We start from the raw sequence: 16,483 nt of genomic DNA, 5'->3' as shown, positions 1-16,483 counted from the left end.
CGCCCATGACCCTGTTCACCGCAATCTGAAGGAGACGACCCATGCCCGTGATCGGTCAATTCGTGCGCGAGAATGATGGCTTCATCGGCGACCTGACGACGCTGTCATTGCATCAGGACATCATCATCGTCGCGGCCGAGCCGTCCGATGCCGAGAACGCGCCGGACTACCGCGTCCATGTGCTCGACACCATGAGCAACGAGACTGGCGCGGAGATCGGCGCGGGCTGGAAGCGCACCGGCGAGAAGGCCGGCGAATACGTCTCGCTGCAACTCGACGATCCGACCTTCGACCACCCGATCCGCGCCAATCTGTTCCAATCGGCCGACGACAAGTCCGCCTGGAGCCTGCATTGGAATCGCCCGCCGAAGCGCGGCGAGCGGGATTGATCGATGACCGTCGCGCGCCATCAGCCTGCCGTCGGAGGGAGGATCGCCCTCCGACGTACAGCCCTCCTTCTCCTTTCCGGCCTAATCCTCGCCGCGCCGGCCGCAAGCACTGCCTACGCTCAGCAAGCGCAGGTGGAGCGGCCCTCACGCAGCGATCCCTATGGCGCTTACATCGCGGAGGCGGCGCAGCGGTTCGGCGTTCCAGAAGCGTGGATACGCGCCGTCATGCGCGTCGAAAGCGCAGGCGATGTGCGCGCCATCTCGTCGGCCGGCGCCATTGGACTGATGCAGATCATGCCGGCCACCTGGGCCGAACTCCGCGTCCGGCATCGGCTCGGCGGCGATCCCTACGATCCGCGCGACAACATTCTGGCGGGCGCTGCGTATCTGCGCGAGATGCACGGCCGCTACGGTTCGCCCGGCTTTCTGGCGGCCTACAACGCCGGCCCGGGCCGCTACGAAGAGTATCTCGCAGGCCGCCCATTGCCGGCTGAAACCCGCGCCTACGTCGCGGCGCTCGCCCCCGTTCTCGGCGGCGGTGAACTCGCCGGCCCCGTCACGGTGGCGGCCGCCGATCCCCTGGCTTGGACCCGGGCGCCGCTCTTTGCCCCGCAGTCGGCCGGCAGCGAACCTGCCGCGCCGGTGCAGTCTGCGGGCGCTCCGGACGCCCCCGCAGCGGTTGCCCCGGAGCGCGATCAAGGCCCGGTGGCTTCGCGCACCGATGGCCTTTTCGTCGCGCGCAATGTCCCTGGTGGCCCGCGATGACCGCTTTCGCACCGGTTCGCATTGTGGCGCGGTCTGGCGGGCAAATGGCGGTCCGGAGAGGAGGAGCCGACAGCACAACCGCACGATGGCGAGATAAAAGCCGGCGAGGTGCGGCTTGGTGCGGTGGTGTGTTTTCAGGGACTTGTGGCGCATTTGCGCGAGGTGCGCCTCATCGGCGCAGCCTGCGCATTTGCCATTTCGCCAAGGCTTTCCGCGCGTTTGCGCGATGTGCGGGGCCTCGACCATGAGCGGCGAGGACGATTTCCGCATCCGGCCTGGCCGCATCCGCTCGACCCGTGCGCAGCAGGCGCGGCCCTTCATTGCCCAGGCGCTCGCCGCCGCTCAGCGGGCCGGTGGACGCGTCTCGCGCTCCGGCCAGATCAGCAAGGGCAATCGCTCGCGGTTCGGACGCGGACTGCGCGCGACCGTGCAGGCCAATCGGCTGCTCTCGGGCCGATCGCGGAACACCGTCATCAAGACGCGCGTCGTCCGTCATAGCGCGCAGGCCGCGCCGCTCTCCGCCCACCTCAGCTATCTCCGCCGCGAGGGCGTCACCCGGGATGGGGAGAAGGCGCACCTGTTCGGTCCCGAAACCGAGGACGCCGATCCGAGGGCCTTCGCCAAGCGCACCCAGGACGACCGGCATCACTTCCGGTTCATCGTCTCACCCGAGGACGCGACCGAGATCAGCGACCTCAAGGGCTTCGCGCGCGAGCTGATGGACCAGATGGAGAAGGACCTCGGCACAAAGCTGGACTGGGTGGGCGTCGATCACTGGAACACCGACAATCCGCACGTCCATATCATCCTGCGGGGTCGGACCGACGACGGCCAAGACCTCGTGATCTCGCGCGACTACATCAAGGAAGGCATGCGCGCCCGCGCGCAGGATCTCGTCACCCAGGAGCTTGGGCCGCGCACCGAGCAGGAGATCCGGCGCAACCTCGGGCGTCAGGTCGAGGCGGAACGCTGGACCGATCTCGATCGCCAGATCGCCCGCGACAGCTATCGCACGGGCGTCGCCGACCTCGCCCCACATCCCGATCAGCAGCCAGACGAATTCCACGCGCTGAAGGTCGGTCGGCTGCGCAAGCTGGAGACACTCGGCCTCGCCGATCAGGTCGGTCTCAGCCAGTGGGTCGTATCGGACGATGCCGAAAAGACGCTGCGCGCGCTTGGCGAGCGCGGCGACATCATCAAGCGCATCCACCGCGGACTGACCGAACGCGGCATCGAGCGCGGCACGACGAGCTATGTGCTCGCCGGCGAGAGCATTGACGATCCGGTCATCGGACGGCTGGTCGACCGCGGTCTCGACGATGAGTTGAAGGGTACAGCCTACGCCGTGGTCGACGGCACCGACGGGCGCACCCACCATATCAAGCTCGCCGATCTCGATGCCGCCGGGGACAGTGCGCCTGGTTCGATCGTCGAACTGCGCAAGTTCGACGACGCGCAGGGCCGCCGGCGTGTCGCGCTCGCGGTACGGTCCGATCTCGATATTGAGCGGCAAGTTCATGCAACCGGCGCCACCTGGCTCGACCGGCAGGCGATCGCCCGCGAGCCGGCAGCGCTCGGCGGTGGCGGCTTCGGCGCGGAGGTTCGCCAGGCGATGGACCGACGCGCCGACCATCTCATCGCCCAGGGGCTCGCCGAGCGGCAAACGCGCGGCGTCAGCTTCTCTCCGGGGCTGATCGAAACCTTGCGCCAGCGCGAGGTCGAAGCGCTCGGGGAGAAGCTCGCGGCCGAGACCGGCCGGTCATTCTTGAAGGCCGGAACGGGCGAGTATGTCGCGGGCACCTATCGGCAGCGCTTCGCGCTCGCCTCCGGCCGCTTCGCCATGATCGACGACGGCCTCGGCTTCCAGCTCGTGCCCTGGTCGCCCTCCCTCGAACGTCAACTCGGCCAGCACGTCTCCGGCGTCTCGCGCGGCGGCGGCGGCGTCGACTGGAGCTTCGGCCGCAATCGAGGCCTCGGCATGTAGCCCAACCAAGAAAGGAGTACGCCCATGTCGGCGACTAAAATCCTCTGGGGTCAGATCCTCACCGTCTTCCTGATCGTGTTGATGACGACCTGGGGCGCGACACAATGGACGGCCTATCGTCTCGGCTTCCAGCCTCAGCTCGGACTGCCCTGGTTCGAATTGGCGGGCTGGCCGATCTACTACCCGCCCGCCTTCTTCTGGTGGTGGTATTTCTACGACGCCTATGCGCCGCCGATCTTCGTCGAGGGCGCCTATATCGCCGCATCGGGTGGCTTCATCTCCATCGCCGTCGCGATCGGCATGTCGGTGTGGCGGGCACGCGAAGCGAAAAACGTCGAGACCTATGGCTCGGCCCGCTGGGCGCGGCCGGAGGAGGTGAAAGCCGCAGGCTTGCTCGGTCCAGATGGCGTCGTGCTCGGCAAACACGAGCGCGACTATCTCCGACATGACGGCCCCGAGCATGTGCTGTGCTTCGCGCCAACGCGTTCCGGCAAGGGCGTGGGTCTGGTCGTGCCCTCGCTCTTGACCTGGCCGGGGTCGGCGATCGTCCACGATATCAAAGGCGAGAACTGGACGCTGACCGCCGGCTACCGCGCCCGCCACGGCCGCGTGCTGCTGTTCGATCCGACGAATGCGAAGTCGGCGGCCTACAATCCGCTGCTCGAGGTGCGGCGCGGCGAATGGGAAGTGCGCGACGTGCAGAACATCGCCGACATCCTGGTCGACCCGGAAGGCTCGCTCGAAAAGCGGAACCACTGGGAGAAGACGTCGCACGCACTTTTGGTCGGGGCCATCCTCCACGTCCTCTATGCAGAGCCCGACAAGACGTTGGCCGGCGTCGCCGCCTTCCTGTCCGATCCGAAGCGCCCGATCGAGTCGACGCTCGCGGCGATGATGAAGACCGCGCATCTCGGCGAGGCCGGCCCGCATCCGGTGATCGCCAGCGCGGCCCGCGAGCTGCTCAACAAATCCGACAATGAGCGGTCGGGCGTGCTGTCGACTGCGATGTCGTTCCTCGGGCTTTATCGCGATCCCGTCGTGGCCGAGGTCACCCGCCGCTGCGACTGGCGCATCGCCGATATGGTCGAAGGCAAGCATCCGACCACGCTCTACCTCGTGGTCCCGCCATCCGACATCAACCGCACCAAACCCTTGATCCGCCTGATCCTCAACCAGGTCGGGCGCCGGTTGACCGAGGACTTGCAGGCGAAGGGCAACCGACACCGTCTGCTGCTCATGCTCGATGAGTTTCCCGCCCTCGGGCGCCTGGACTTCTTTGAGAGCGCACTGGCGTTCATGGCGGGTTACGGCCTGAAGGCCTTCCTCATCGCCCAGTCGCTGAACCAGATCGAGAAGGCCTACGGGCCTAACAACTCGATCCTCGACAACTGCCATGTCCGGGTCAGCTTCGCGACCAATGACGAGCGAACCGCCAAACGCGTTTCGGACGCGCTCGGCACCGCGACCGAGATGAAGGCGATGAAGAACTATGCCGGACACCGGCTGTCGCCGTGGTTGGGGCATCTGATGGTCTCACGCTCTGAGACGGCCCGGCAGCTACTGACGCCGGGCGAGATCATGCAGCTTCCCCCTTCGGATGAGATCGTCATGGTCGCCGGCATCTCCCCAATCCGGGCGAAGAAGGCACGATACTACGAGGATCGGCGGCTTCAGGAGCGCATCCTGACCCCGCCGACCCTGACGAAACCGCGAACAGGTCAGGCCGACGACTGGAGCACACTGGCGCTGCCGGCGGCGCCCGACCTCCACGCACCGATCGCTGCGCAGGAGGCATCGGACGATGATCCGACCGAGTCGGAGCGTCGTCACCAGCCAGAACTCAGCCGAACGAAGACCGTCGAGCGCAAGGCGGTCATCGAGAACGAGTTCGAAATCGATCCTCGGGATGACGTCGATGAGGATGCCGCGCGCCTAAGCCGCATGAACCAGACCATGCGCCAGGTCGCCCGTCAGGCATCGCTCGACCCGGGCGATGGCATCGAGTTGTAGGGGCGGTCGTGACGAAACCTCTCAAGAAACAGCGGCTGTCGGTCTATCTCGATCCCGATGTGATGAAGGCGCTCACCGCGCACGCCGCGCGGCGAGACCTATCCCTGTCGCTAGTCGCAGAAGCAGGCATCGCCTCCTTCTTGTCGCCTGATGCCGCGGAACGGCAAGAGGCGGCCACCACCAAGCGGCTCGACCAGCTCGATCGTCGCATCGCGCGGATGGAGCGCGACCTTGGCATTTCAGTCGAGACGCTCGCCGTGTTTATCCGCTTCTGGCTGACGTCCAACCCGCCACTGCCCGAGCCGGCGCAGATCGCGGCGCGTGCGAAGGCCGCCGAGCGCTACGAAGCTTTCGTCACCGCCCTTGGCCGACGACTCGCGCAGGGACCGAAGCTCAGGCAGGAAATCGCGGAAGACATTCCCGCGCACGACGCGGAATAATCACTGATCGACGCATCGCAAGTATTGCTGCGTTCCGCCGCTTCCCTGTCTTTGTACGCCACAGTACGACGACCACATTATGGTTGTTGTCAGGCCATGATTTCTGCCTCTTCTACTCATCCCCGATCCAGGGCCGCATGTCGCGGTCCCGCAAGAGAACGGGGACGACGTGGCGGCAAATCACCAGAAATCGGAAGCGATCCTACGCGGCGCGCGCATGCTGCGCACCGCGCTCGGCCCCGCCATCGCCCGCTTTCTGGAAGACCCCGCGATCGTCGAGGTGATGCTCAATCCCGATGGGCGGCTCTGGGTCGACCGGCTGTCCGAGGGGCTTTCCGATACGGGTGAGTTGCTGACGGCGTCAGATGGCGAGCGGATCATCCGCCTCGTCGCTCACCATGTCGGCGCCGAGGTTCATCCTGGCGCCCCCCGCGTCTCGGCCGAGCTACCCGAGACGGGGGAACGGTTCGAGGGCCTGTTGCCGCCCGTGGTGTCCGCGCCGGCATTCGCGATCCGCAAGCCCGCTGTCGCTGTCTTCACGCTCGACGACTACGTGGCAGCCGGAATCATGGCGGCGGATCAGGCCGAAACGCTGCGCCAGGCCGTCGCCGATCGGCGTAACATCCTCGTTGCCGGCGGGACCTCGACCGGCAAGACCACTCTCACCAACGCGCTCCTTGCCGAAGTCTCCAAGACGTCCGACCGCGTCGTCCTGATCGAGGACACGCGCGAGCTGCAATGCGCCGCTCCAAACCTCGTCGCCATGCGAACGAAGGACGGCGTCGCATCGCTTTCTGACCTCGTCCGCTCCTCGCTCCGCCTGCGGCCCGACCGCATTCCTATCGGGGAGGTGCGCGGCTCCGAGGCGCTCGACCTCCTAAAGGCCTGGGGCACCGGCCACCCCGGCGGCGTCGGGACCATCCACGCCGGCACCGCCATCGGCGCGCTGCGCCGCATGGAGCAGCTCATCCAGGAAGCGGTCGTCACCGTTCCGCGCGCGCTCATCGCCGAGACGATCGATCTGGTCGCCGTCCTCTCTGGCCGCGGCGCGTCCCGCCGCCTGGCCGAACTCGCCCGCATCGAGGGCCTCGGCCCCGACGGCGACTACCGCGTCACCCCCGCAAGCCCGCCGCTCACAGGAGAACCGTCATGATCAAGCATGCTTTGCGCATCCGCCGCCACATCGCCACGGCGGTGTCGGTCACCTTCCTCACACTCGCCCTGGCGCCGGCCGCCCATGCGTCGGGTTCGTCGATGCCTTGGGAGGCGCCACTTCAGTCGATCCTCGAATCGATCGAGGGGCCTGTCGCCAAGATCATCGCGGTGATGATCATCATCATCACCGGCCTGACGCTGGCCTTCGGCGACACGTCGGGCGGCGCCCGCAAACTGATCCAGATCGTCTTCGGCCTGTCGATCGCCTTCGCCGCGTCCAGCTTCTTCCTGTCCTTCTTCTCGTTCGGCGGTGGGGCGCTCGTCTGATGGCCGATGGCGCGGATCATGGCGGCGAACTGCCGGGCTTCTCCGTCCCGGTCCACCGGGCGCTGACCGAGCACATCCTGCTCGGCGGCGCGCCGCGCTCGCTTGCCATCCTCAACGGGACGCTGGCCGCCGCGCTCGGCCTCGGCCTTCGCCTGTGGCTGGTCGGCCTGGGGCTTTGGGCCATCGGGCATTTCGCGGCGGTCTGGGCCGCCAAGCGCGATCCGCAGTTCGTCGACGTCGTGCGCAAGCATCTGCGCATCCCCGGCCACCTGTCGGTCTGAGGAGCGACGCTGATGATGAACCTCGCCGAATATCGCAACCGCAACACTCGGCTCGCCGACTACCTCCCTTGGGTGGCGTTGGTCGGCGAAGGCGTCGTGCTGAACAAGGACGGCAGCCTTCAGCGCACCGCACGCTTCCGCGGGCCCGACCTCGACAGCGCCGTCCCGGCCGAGCTGGTGGCCGTCGCCGGCCGCCTCAACAATGCCTTCCGCCGTCTCGGCTCCGGTTGGGCCATCTTCGTCGAGGCGCAGCGGCACGGCGCCGTCACCTATCCGGCCAGCATGTTCGCCGACAGCGCTTCGGCCCTGGTCGATGCCGAGCGCAAGGCCGATTTCGAGGAAGCCGGGGCGCACTTCGAGTCCAGTTATTTCCTGACCTTCCTCTATTTGCCGCCGGTCGAGGACGCCGCCCGCGCCGAGACCTGGCTCTACGAGGGCCGTGATCATGCCGGCGTCGATGCGCACGAGATCCTGCGCGGCTTTGCAGACCGCACCGATCGCATCCTCCAGCTCATCGACGCTTTCATGCCGGAATGCGCTTGGCTCGATGACGGCGAGACGCTGACTTATCTGCATTCGACCGTCTCGACGAAGCGGCACCGCGTCCGCGTCCCCGAGACACCAATGTATCTCGATGCGCTTCTCGCCGATCAGCCGCTGACCGGCGGGCTGGAGCCCCGCCTGGGCGATGCGCATCTGCGCATCCTCACTATCGTCGGCTTCCCGACAGCGACCACGCCCGGCATCCTCGACGAGCTGAACCGCCTGGCCTTTCCCTATCGCTGGTCGACGCGCGCCGTCCTCCTCGACAAGACTGACGCGACCAAGCTGCTGACCAAGATCAGGCGGCAATGGTTCGCCAAGCGCAAAAGCATTGCGGCGATCTTGAAAGAGGTGATGACCAACGAGGCTTCGGCGCTGGTCGACACCGACGCGGCCAACAAGGCGGCCGACGCCGACATGGCGCTGCAGGAGCTGGGCGCCGACTACGCCGGCCAGGCATATGTGACGGCGACGATCGCGGTTTGGGATGACGATCCCCGCATCGCCGCCGAAAAACTCCGTCTCGTCGAGAAGGTAATCCAGGGCCGCGACTTTACGGCAATGCCCGAGACCATCAACGCCGTGGATGCTTGGCTCGGCTCGCTGCCTGGCCATGTCTACGCCAATGTCCGGCAGCCGCCGATCTCGACACTGAATCTCGCCCACATGATCCCGCTGTCGGCGGTGTGGGCTGGACCGGAACGGGACGAGCACTTCAATGCACCCCCACTGCTTTACGGCAGAACCGAAGGCTCGACCCCGTTCCGGCTTTCCATCCATGCAGGCGACGTCGGCCATACTCTGATCGTCGGCCCGACCGGCGCCGGCAAATCCGTGCTGCTCGCCCTCATGGCGCTTCAGTTCCGGCGCTATCCGCGATCCCAGGTCTTCTCCTTCGACTTCGGCGGCTCGATCCGGGCCGCAGCCCTCGCCATGCGCGGCGACTGGCACGATCTCGGCGGTGGGCTTACCGAAGGCGCTGACGACAGCGTGTCACTGCAACCGTTGGCGCGGATCGACGATGTCGCCGAGCGGGCATGGGCCTCCGACTGGCTGATCGCGATCCTGGGGCGCGAAAGAGTCCCGGTCACGCCCGAGGTCAAGGAGCATCTGTGGTCGGCGCTGTCGTCGCTGGCCTCCGCGCCTATCAGCGAACGCACCCTAACGGGTCTCTCGGTTCTCCTCCAATCCAACGATCTGAAACAGGCGCTCCGACCATACTGTGTTGGCGGCCCCTATGGCCGGCTGCTCGATGCCGAGGCCGAGCATCTGGGCGAAGCCAATGTTCAGGTCTTCGAAACCGAGGGATTGATCGGCACCGGTGCTGCCGCCGCTGTGCTCGCCTATCTCTTCCATCGCATAGAGGACCGCCTAGACGGTCGTCCGACGCTGCTAATCGTCGACGAAGGCTGGCTCGCGCTGGACGACGACGGCTTCGCCGGTCAGCTCCGCGAATGGCTGAAGACGCTGCGCAAGAAGAACGCCAGCGTCATCTTCGCCACCCAGTCGCTCTCCGACATCGATGGGTCTGCAATCGCGCCCGCGATCATCGAGAGCTGCCAGACCCGTATTCTGCTACCGAACGAACGCGCGATCGAGCCGCAGATCACCGCCATCTATCGGCGTTTCGGCCTCAACGATCGCCAAATTGAGATCCTCGCCCGGGCGATGCCCAAGCGCGACTACTACTGCCAGTCGCGGCGGGGGAATCGCTTGTTCGAGCTAGGCCTGTCGGACGTAGCCCTGGCGCTGTGCGCAGCCTCGTCGAAGCAGCATCAGGCGCTGATCGCCGCGGTTCACGCCCGCAGCGGCACGGATGGTTTCCTTGCCGAATGGCTTGGCGAGAACCGGCTTGGCTGGGCCTCCGACCTCATCCCCGACCTCACCAATGTCACCCCCCAAACCGATCCGGAGGCACGCTCATGACCCGCTCTCATTCTTCCCGCTCGCGCGCGCTGGGCATCGGCGCCGCGCTCCTCGCCGCGCCGCTCGCGCTGTCGCCGATCCTTGCGCCGCCCGCAGCCGCGCAGTGGATCGTCTATGATCCGACCAACTATGCGCAAAACGTCCTGACGGCGGCGCGCACGCTCCAGCAGGTCAATCAGCAGATCACCCAGCTTCAGAATGAAGCGACGATGCTGATCAATCAGGCCCGCAATCTCGCGAGCTTGCCATACTCCTCGCTCCAGCAGCTTCAGCAGTCGATGCAGCGCACCCAGCAACTTCTCGCGGAGGCGCAGGGCATCGCCCTCAACGTCCAGCAGATCGACCGCGCGTTCCAGACCACCTACGGCAACGCGTCGATGTCGGCTTCCGATCAGGCGCTCGTCTCCCAGGCGCGGGAACGCTGGCAGAATACGGTCGGCGGTTTGCAGGACGCCATGCGGGTGCAGGCGGGCGTCGTCGGCAACATCGATACCAATCGCAGTGAGATGACGGCGCTCGTCGGTCAAAGCCAGGGCGCGACCGGCGCGCTGCAGGCGACGCAAGCGGGGAATCAGCTTCTCGCTCTGCAAGCACAGCAGCTCGCCGACCTCACCGCCGTCGTCGCCGCCAATGGCCGCGCACAGAGCCTCTCCGAGGCCGAGCGGGCGGCAGCGGCCGAACAGGGCCGCGAACAGCGCCGCCGGTTCCTGACCCCGGGTACCGGCTACGAGCCCGGCAACGCGCGCATGTTCCCGAACGGCAACTGAGGACATGGTCATGGACGGCAAGATGCTCGCCCGGCTTGGCGCCGTCGTGTTCGTCGCGGTCGCGGTAACCGCGACCGCCATCGAGATGACCCGGAAGGAAGAAGCGCCGCCCGCCTGGCCATCCGGCCGCTCGACCGAGGCGCAGGCCGATCTGCTGCGCGATGAGCTGATCCGCTGCCAGTCCCTCGGTGAAGCGGGGCCACGCGATCCGGGGTGTCTCCGAGCCTGGGCGGAGAACCGTCATCGCTTCCTCGCGCCCGGCGCCCGTCCGATGGAGCGTCTTCCCGAACCGCCTCCGCCGAATGCGATGCCGCGCGAAATCCCCGAGAATCCGATCCGCCGCGAGAGCGCGCCCCAGCCCGACGAGGCACGGTAGTATCATGGGCGGCACCGGCGTCATCGACCACTTCCTCGAGGTCTTCACCCGCTACATCGACAGCGGCTTCGGCCTGCTGAGCGGCGAAGTCGCCTTCATCGCCACCACGCTGATCGTCATCGACGTGACGCTGGCGGCGCTGTTCTGGAGCTGGGGCGCCGATGACGACATCATCGCCCGCCTGGTGAAGAAGACGCTGTTCGTCGGCGTGTTCGCCTACATCATCGGCAACTGGAACAACCTCGCCCGGATCATCTTCGAGAGCTTCGCCGGCCTCGGACTGAAGGCCAGCGGCACGGGCTTCACGACAGCCGACCTCCTGCGCCCGGGCAAGGTCGCGCAGACCGGGCTCGACGCCGGACGGCCGCTGCTCGACTCCATCTCCAACCTCATGGGCTATTGGTCGTTTTTCGAGAACTTCATCCAGATCGCCTGCATGTTCCTGGCCTGGGCGCTGGTGTTGCTCGCTTTCTTCATCCTCGCCATCCAGCTCTTCGTCACGCTGATTGAATTCAAGCTGACGACGCTCGCCGGCTTCGTGCTGATCCCGTTCGGCCTCTTCGGCAAATCCGCCTTCATGGCCGAACGTGTTCTCGGCAACGTCATCTCCTCCGGCATCAAGGTCCTGGTGCTCGCTGTCATCATCGGCATCGGCTCGACGCTGTTCTCCGAGTTCACATCCGGCTTCGGCGGGCAGAACCCTTCGATCGACGAAGCCATGGCTATCGTGCTCGCCGCGCTGTCGCTGCTCGGCCTCGGCATCTTCGGTCCCGGTATCGCAAGCGGCATCGTCTCGGGCGGCCCCCAACTCAGCGCAGGCGCAGCCGTCGGCACAGGCCTCGCCGCAGGCGGCATGGTGGCGGCAGGCGTCGGCGCGGTCGGTGCAGCCGCGTCTGGCGGCGCGGCGCTCGCCGGTGGCGCAGCCGCCGCCGCCCGTGGCGGTGCTGCGGTCGCAGGCGGTGCTTCGACTGCTTACAGCCTTGGCTCTGCTGGGCAGTCCGGCGCGACGGGTGTGGTCTCTGGACTTGGTGGGGTCGCCCGTGCGAGCGGCAGCGCCGCGGTCTCGCCACTGCGCCGCGCTGCCTCCCGCGCCGCCGAGAGCATGCGCTCCAGCTTCGACGCCGGTGGCAAGGCCGCGTTCGAGGCGACGGGCGGCTCTTCCACCATGGGCTCGGTCGGCGGTGATGCCGCCGGCGACAGCGCCGCGTCCTCCGGTGTCGCCATTGCCGGCGGACCGCCCGCTTGGGCGCAGCGGATGCGCCGCTCCCAGCGAATGACCCATGCCGTGCAAGCCACGGCCCATGCCGTCCGCTCCGGCGACGCCCACGGCGGCGGCTCCTCCGTCAATCTCTCCGAAGGCGATCGCTGATGTTCAAACGCCCCTCCACCCATTACGGCAAAGCCGCCGAGCCCGAGACGCCGTATCAGCGCGCCGCGCAAGTCTGGGATGAGCGCATTGGCGCCTCTCGCATCCAGGCCAAGAACTGGCGGCTCATGGCCTTCGGCTCCCTGATCCTGTCGGCCGGGTTCGCTACCGCACTAGTCGTGCAATCGGCACGCGGAACGATCGTGCCGTGGGTGGTGCAGGTCGATCGCGTCGGTCAGGCTCAAGCCGTGGCGCCGGCCGAAGCCGACTACCGCCCGACCGATCCGCAAATCGCCTTCCACCTGGCGCGCTTTGTCGAACAGGTCCGCTCGATTCCGGCCGACGCGATCATCGTGCGACAGAACTGGCTCCGTGCCTACGACTTCACGACCGATCGCGGCGCTATGGCGCTGAACGACTATGCGCGCTCGAACGACCCGTTCACGCGTGTCGGTCGCCAGCAGGTCGCCGTCGACGTCTCCAGCGTCATCCGCGCCTCTCCGGACAGCTTTCGCGTGGCCTGGGTCGAGCGCCACTACGAGAACGGCCAACTCGCCGAGACCACGCGCTGGACCGCGATCCTGACGATCGTCGTGCAGATCCCCCGCAATGCCGACCGGCTCAGGGCCAACCCGCTCGGCATCTACGTCAACGCCATCAACTGGTCACGGGAGCTTGGGCAATGAAGCCGTCTTTCCGTAAAGCTGGAAATCCGGCTTCACACACACTTGTATTCCCGGCTCTCCGCAGAGCCGCAATCCCTATGGTCCTGCTGGCGACAACCGCGCTCGCCGGCTGCGCCACCACGAACCCACCGCCCGAAATTTCCTACGACAACGCGGCTCCTGCCGTGCAGACCGTCGATCCGCCTGCGCCCGTCACCGTGGTTGAGTTACCGCGGCCGTTGCCGCTACCCGGCCAGTTGCAGCGTGTGCCGGAGACACGACGCGCGCCCGAGCCGGCCAACCCGACGGCGCGCGTCAATCAGGCCAATGAGGCGGCCCGCGTCCAGCCGGTGCGCGACGGCTTCATCAACTCCATGCAGGTCTATCCCTGGACGCAAGGGGCGCTCTATCAGGTCTACACCGCTGTCGGTCAGATCACCGACATCGCGCTTCAGCCCGGCGAGCAGCTCGTCGGCGCCGGTCCGGTGGCGGCCGGGGACACGGTCCGCTGGATCATCGGAGACACCGAGAGCGGATCGGGCGCGACGCGCCAAATCCACATCCTCGTGAAGCCGACGCGGGCCGACCTGATGACGAACCTCGTCATCAACACCAACATGCGCACCTATCACATGGAGCTGCGCTCGACCGAGCGGACCTACATGGCCTCTGTCTCCTGGCAGTATCCGCAGGACCAACTCATCGCGCTGCGCCGGCAGAATGCCGAGGCACAAGCCGCGCACCCCGTGGCCAGCGGGGTCGACCTCGCCAACGTCAACTTCCGCTATGCGATCGAGGGTGATCGCGCGCCGTGGCGGCCGCTGCGCGCCTTCGACGACGGTCGCCAGGTCTTCATCGAGTTTCCTCGCGGCATCGGCCAGGGCGAGATGCCGCCGCTCTTCGTCGTTGGTCCCGAGGGCAACACCTCAGAGCTGGTGAATTACCGCGTTCGCGGCCACCACATGATCGTCGACCGGCTGTTCGCTGCCGCCGAACTGCGCTTCGGCTCCGGTCGGGAGCAAAAGCGCGTCAGAATCGTCCGAACCGACGGGAGGCCGACCTCGTGAGCGAGAACCCGCCCCGGAGCGAGGAAATGCCGGACGACGATGCGCAGCCCCTGACCGGCGAGTCGGTCGGGCCTGCGCCGATGCGTCTGCGCGCCGAACCGCCCCGCGTCACCCGATTATCGCGGAAGGTTCTCGCCGGCCTCGGTCTTGTCGCCAGCGTCGGACTCGGAGGAGCACTGATCTACGCGCTTCAGACCCGCGACGCCGGTCGGCCGACCGACGAGCTCTATTCGACCGAGAACCGCTCGACCGCGGACGGCCTGGCTGGCCTTCCACGAGATTACAGTGGCGTGCCGCGGCTCGGTCCGCCACTTCCCGGTGACCTCGGGCGGCCGATCCTCAGCACCCAGGATCGCGGACAGCCGGTGCCGACACCCGGAATCGCCACGCCCAATCCCGGCATCAGCCCGGAAGAGCAGCGCCGCCTTCAGGAGATCGAGACCGCGCGGACCAGCCGTCTGTTTTCCGGATCCGAAAGCCGGGGCGCGCCCGCCGCGGCGGGAATTGCCCCAGCACTCCCGCCCTCGCCGGATTTGGCGAGCCTTGGCCTTGCGCCACCGCCGACCACTCCCTCTGCGCAGGATCGCCAGAACGCCTTCCTCAGCGCGGCGGCCGATCGACGGACGGTGTCCCCCGATCGCGTCGTTGCTCCGGCGTCGCCGAACATCCTTCAGGCCGGCGCAGTCATCTCGGCGGCGCTCATAACTGGCATCCGGTCCGACCTTCCGGGACAGATCACCGCCCAGGTGACCGAAAACATCTACGACAGCCCGACGGGCCGCATCCTGCTCGTCCCACAGGGCACGCGGGTTATCGGCCAATACGACAACAACGTGCAGTTCGGCCAAAGCCGCGTGCTGCTGGTCTGGAACCGGCTGATCTTTCCGAACGGCCGGTCGATCGTTCTCGAACGCCAGCCAGGTGCCGACGCCGAAGGTTTCGCCGGCCTGCAGGACGGCGTCGATTACCACTGGTGGGATCTCGCCAAGGCGGCCGGACTTTCCACACTGCTCAGCGTCGGCGCCGAACTCGCCGTGGACAATGATGATCGCTTGATCCAGGCGATCCGCAATGGCGGCGAGGACACCATCAATGATGCAGGACAGCAGATTGTGCGGCGACAGCTCAACATTGCGCCGACGCTGACGATCCGCCCTGGCTTCCCTGTTCGTGTGATCGTTACGCGGGACCTGGTGCTCGAATCCTACGGAGGATCATGATGGCGAAGCTTAAGTTGGGTCCGATCGTCGACGACAAGCCGATCAAGGTCACGGTAGAAATGCCCGCAGCTCTCCACCGGGATTTGCGGGCATATGCCGAAGCGCTAGGCCGGGAACAGGGCGAGGTGATTGCTGACCCAATGCGATTGATCGTGCCGATGCTGGAGAGGTTCATCGCAACCGATCGCGGTTTTGCAAAAGCTAGGCGAGCTACGACGCAAGAAACCGACGATTAGCCCACACTTCTCCCCTTCAGCCCTGAAAGGGTGTCGAGACATTTCAGCAGCAGTGGCAGGGCGGGATTGTCGTTGTCGCAACATGAAATCGTAGCAGCCGTGGGCGCTCGGACCGATGAAAGCGGAACCAACGCGATATCAGTGCGGCTAACCAACGTCGTGATGGTTAAACCGAAGCCCTGTTCGACCATGGTGAGGAGTGTCTCCCGGCTGACCTGTTGAATGGATAGTTGAACCTCTCCTTCCACGGCTCCTACCATGCGCTTGAGCAAGTCGGAGAGTTCACGTCCGGCACCGTCGGAACGAACGAGAAATACCTCCTCGCAGATGTCTTCCCAAGCCAATTGCATTCGCGACGCCAACTGGTGACGCTGGGACAATGCCACGAACAAAGTGGGATCGCAGAAGCGCCGAATTTTAAACTGGCGGTTGCTGTTCGTGCGAAGGCAAATTGCGGCGTCCAGTAATCCACGCCGCACCCGCGCTGTATTCTCTTCTGAAGTGCCTTCCTCGAGCTTCACCTCGATAGTCGGATATTGATGTCGGAAGTCCGCGAGAAGGTCGATGATTGGGCCCGCTGGAAATGCTTCGAGCATGCCGAATCTGATAAGCCCGGTCTTGAGGTTTCGGGTAGACCGGATCTCTGTCGCAGCCTCGCGAAGGTATCGCGCTCCTGCCGCCGCGTGCTGAAGAAAGCGTGCTCCTTCGGGCGTTAGCGCGGCACCTGTTCTTGTGCGCTCGAACAGCGAAACGCCAAGCTGACGCTCTAGCATCTGCACGCGACGGCTGACGGTAGATTGGGAGATCGCAATGCGGTCGGCCGCCCGGCGAAAGCTACCTGCCTCGGCGACCTGGATCGCGTATTTGAGGTATCGCAGATCAAGCGTCAGATCAGGCATGACGCCCCTCCGTGACTGCCGCCATTTGAGCGCACGAGCAGCGCGCCAAATTCTGATCCGCCAGCGG

At 66.2% G+C, this 16,483-nt stretch carries 17 protein-coding genes; 16 read left to right on the top strand and 1 reads right to left on the bottom strand.

What is annotated here, in order from left to right:
• The first annotated feature begins 41 nt into the window (after nucleotides 1–41).
• The 16 genes from CES86_RS09760 to CES86_RS09685 all read left to right on the top strand — a co-directional run bounded on the left by CES86_RS09760 (nucleotide 42) and on the right by CES86_RS09685 (nucleotide 15,517).
• Entirely contained in the window at nucleotides 42–389 is a 348-nt protein-coding gene (locus CES86_RS09760) for a DUF736 domain-containing protein (protein WP_088217357.1), read from the top strand.
• A gap of 3 nt (nucleotides 390–392) precedes the next feature.
• On the top strand, nucleotides 393–1,154 hold the full coding sequence (locus tag CES86_RS09755; RefSeq protein ID WP_088217356.1) for a lytic transglycosylase domain-containing protein: 762 nt from the start codon (nucleotides 393–395) through the stop codon (nucleotides 1,152–1,154).
• Between the two features lie 244 nt (nucleotides 1,155–1,398).
• Complete coding sequence (locus CES86_RS09750; RefSeq protein WP_088217355.1) at nucleotides 1,399–3,138, top strand: relaxase/mobilization nuclease domain-containing protein; 1,740 nt, start codon at nucleotides 1,399–1,401, stop codon at nucleotides 3,136–3,138.
• Between the two features lie 24 nt (nucleotides 3,139–3,162).
• Complete coding sequence (locus tag CES86_RS09745; protein WP_088217354.1) at nucleotides 3,163–5,148, top strand: conjugal transfer protein TraG; 1,986 nt, start codon at nucleotides 3,163–3,165, stop codon at nucleotides 5,146–5,148.
• An 8-nt stretch (nucleotides 5,149–5,156) separates the two neighbouring features.
• On the top strand, nucleotides 5,157–5,588 hold the full coding sequence (locus CES86_RS09740) for a hypothetical protein (RefSeq protein WP_039187904.1): 432 nt from the start codon (nucleotides 5,157–5,159) through the stop codon (nucleotides 5,586–5,588).
• Nucleotides 5,589–5,757: 169 nt separating this feature from the next.
• Entirely contained in the window at nucleotides 5,758–6,741 is a 984-nt protein-coding gene (gene trbB / locus CES86_RS09735) for a P-type conjugative transfer ATPase TrbB (RefSeq protein ID WP_088217353.1), read from the top strand.
• Nucleotides 6,738–7,070 carry a TrbC/VirB2 family protein gene (locus CES86_RS09730; protein ID WP_037455233.1) on the top strand — a complete coding sequence of 111 codons (333 nt, stop codon included), beginning with the start codon at nucleotides 6,738–6,740 and terminating at the stop codon, nucleotides 7,068–7,070. The genes trbB and CES86_RS09730 overlap by 4 nt, the downstream gene beginning before the upstream one ends.
• Complete coding sequence (locus CES86_RS09725; protein WP_039187889.1) at nucleotides 7,070–7,351, top strand: VirB3 family type IV secretion system protein; 282 nt, start codon at nucleotides 7,070–7,072, stop codon at nucleotides 7,349–7,351. Before CES86_RS09730 ends, CES86_RS09725 begins: the two co-directional genes overlap by 1 nt.
• 12 nt (nucleotides 7,352–7,363) lie before the next feature.
• Nucleotides 7,364–9,820, top strand: coding sequence for a conjugal transfer protein TrbE (gene trbE, locus CES86_RS09720; protein ID WP_088217352.1), 2,457 nt, complete (start codon nucleotides 7,364–7,366; stop codon nucleotides 9,818–9,820).
• Nucleotides 9,817–10,587, top strand: a complete 771-nt coding sequence (gene trbJ / locus CES86_RS09715; RefSeq protein ID WP_088217351.1) for a P-type conjugative transfer protein TrbJ — start codon at nucleotides 9,817–9,819, stop codon at nucleotides 10,585–10,587. Before trbE ends, trbJ begins: the two co-directional genes overlap by 4 nt.
• A 10-nt stretch (nucleotides 10,588–10,597) precedes the next feature.
• On the top strand, nucleotides 10,598–10,963 hold the full coding sequence (gene trbK-alt, locus CES86_RS09710; RefSeq protein ID WP_088217350.1) for a putative entry exclusion protein TrbK-alt: 366 nt from the start codon (nucleotides 10,598–10,600) through the stop codon (nucleotides 10,961–10,963).
• Between the two features lie 4 nt (nucleotides 10,964–10,967).
• Nucleotides 10,968–12,332, top strand: a complete 1,365-nt coding sequence (trbL, locus tag CES86_RS09705) for a P-type conjugative transfer protein TrbL (protein ID WP_088217349.1) — start codon at nucleotides 10,968–10,970, stop codon at nucleotides 12,330–12,332.
• The gene (gene trbF / locus CES86_RS09700) at nucleotides 12,332–13,015 is read left to right on the top strand and encodes a conjugal transfer protein TrbF (RefSeq protein WP_088217348.1); all 684 of its coding nucleotides are present in this window, start codon (nucleotides 12,332–12,334) and stop codon (nucleotides 13,013–13,015) included. The genes trbL and trbF overlap by 1 nt, the downstream gene beginning before the upstream one ends.
• Nucleotides 13,012–14,061: a P-type conjugative transfer protein TrbG gene (gene trbG, locus CES86_RS09695; protein ID WP_088217347.1), complete on the top strand. Its 1,050-nt coding sequence runs from the start codon at nucleotides 13,012–13,014 to the stop codon at nucleotides 14,059–14,061. The genes trbF and trbG overlap by 4 nt, the downstream gene beginning before the upstream one ends.
• A complete protein-coding gene (locus tag CES86_RS09690; protein ID WP_088217346.1) occupies nucleotides 14,058–15,281 on the top strand; it encodes a TrbI/VirB10 family protein in 1,224 nt (407 codons plus the stop codon). Before trbG ends, CES86_RS09690 begins: the two co-directional genes overlap by 4 nt.
• Nucleotides 15,281–15,517: a DUF2274 domain-containing protein gene (locus CES86_RS09685; RefSeq protein ID WP_088217345.1), complete on the top strand. Its 237-nt coding sequence runs from the start codon at nucleotides 15,281–15,283 to the stop codon at nucleotides 15,515–15,517. The genes CES86_RS09690 and CES86_RS09685 overlap by 1 nt, the downstream gene beginning before the upstream one ends.
• Here CES86_RS09685 and CES86_RS09680 read toward each other — a convergent pair.
• Nucleotides 15,514–16,416 (bottom strand): LysR family transcriptional regulator, encoded by a 903-nt coding sequence (locus CES86_RS09680; RefSeq protein WP_088217344.1) that lies wholly within the window; start codon nucleotides 16,414–16,416, stop codon nucleotides 15,514–15,516. The genes CES86_RS09685 and CES86_RS09680 overlap by 4 nt on opposite strands.
• Nucleotides 16,417–16,483 lie beyond the last annotated feature (67 nt).

This window comes from Brucella lupini, assembly GCF_002252535.1.
Classification (GTDB): Bacteria; Pseudomonadota; Alphaproteobacteria; order Rhizobiales; family Rhizobiaceae; genus Brucella; species Brucella anthropi.
This window is presented reverse-complemented; position numbering and strand designations above follow the sequence as displayed.

Excerpts from the sequence above, each read along its gene's own strand:
- CES86_RS09760 (WP_088217357.1), top strand. The coding sequence starts at position 42 with ATGCCCGTGATCGGTCAATTCGTGCGCGAGAATGATGGCTTCATCGGC.
- CES86_RS09755 (WP_088217356.1), top strand. The coding sequence starts at position 393 with ATGACCGTCGCGCGCCATCAGCCTGCCGTCGGAGGGAGGATCGCCCTC.
- CES86_RS09750 (WP_088217355.1), top strand. The coding sequence starts at position 1,399 with ATGAGCGGCGAGGACGATTTCCGCATCCGGCCTGGCCGCATCCGCTCG.
- CES86_RS09745 (WP_088217354.1), top strand. The coding sequence starts at position 3,163 with ATGTCGGCGACTAAAATCCTCTGGGGTCAGATCCTCACCGTCTTCCTG.
- CES86_RS09730 (WP_037455233.1), top strand. The coding sequence starts at position 6,738 with ATGATCAAGCATGCTTTGCGCATCCGCCGCCACATCGCCACGGCGGTG.
- CES86_RS09725 (WP_039187889.1), top strand. The coding sequence starts at position 7,070 with ATGGCCGATGGCGCGGATCATGGCGGCGAACTGCCGGGCTTCTCCGTC.
- trbE (WP_088217352.1), top strand. The coding sequence starts at position 7,364 with ATGATGAACCTCGCCGAATATCGCAACCGCAACACTCGGCTCGCCGAC.
- trbJ (WP_088217351.1), top strand. The coding sequence starts at position 9,817 with ATGACCCGCTCTCATTCTTCCCGCTCGCGCGCGCTGGGCATCGGCGCC.
- trbK-alt (WP_088217350.1), top strand. The coding sequence starts at position 10,598 with ATGGACGGCAAGATGCTCGCCCGGCTTGGCGCCGTCGTGTTCGTCGCG.
- trbL (WP_088217349.1), top strand. The coding sequence starts at position 10,968 with ATGGGCGGCACCGGCGTCATCGACCACTTCCTCGAGGTCTTCACCCGC.
- trbF (WP_088217348.1), top strand. The coding sequence starts at position 12,332 with ATGTTCAAACGCCCCTCCACCCATTACGGCAAAGCCGCCGAGCCCGAG.
- trbG (WP_088217347.1), top strand. The coding sequence starts at position 13,012 with ATGAAGCCGTCTTTCCGTAAAGCTGGAAATCCGGCTTCACACACACTT.
- CES86_RS09685 (WP_088217345.1), top strand. The coding sequence starts at position 15,281 with ATGGCGAAGCTTAAGTTGGGTCCGATCGTCGACGACAAGCCGATCAAG.
- CES86_RS09680 (WP_088217344.1), bottom strand. The coding sequence starts at position 16,416 with ATGCCTGATCTGACGCTTGATCTGCGATACCTCAAATACGCGATCCAG.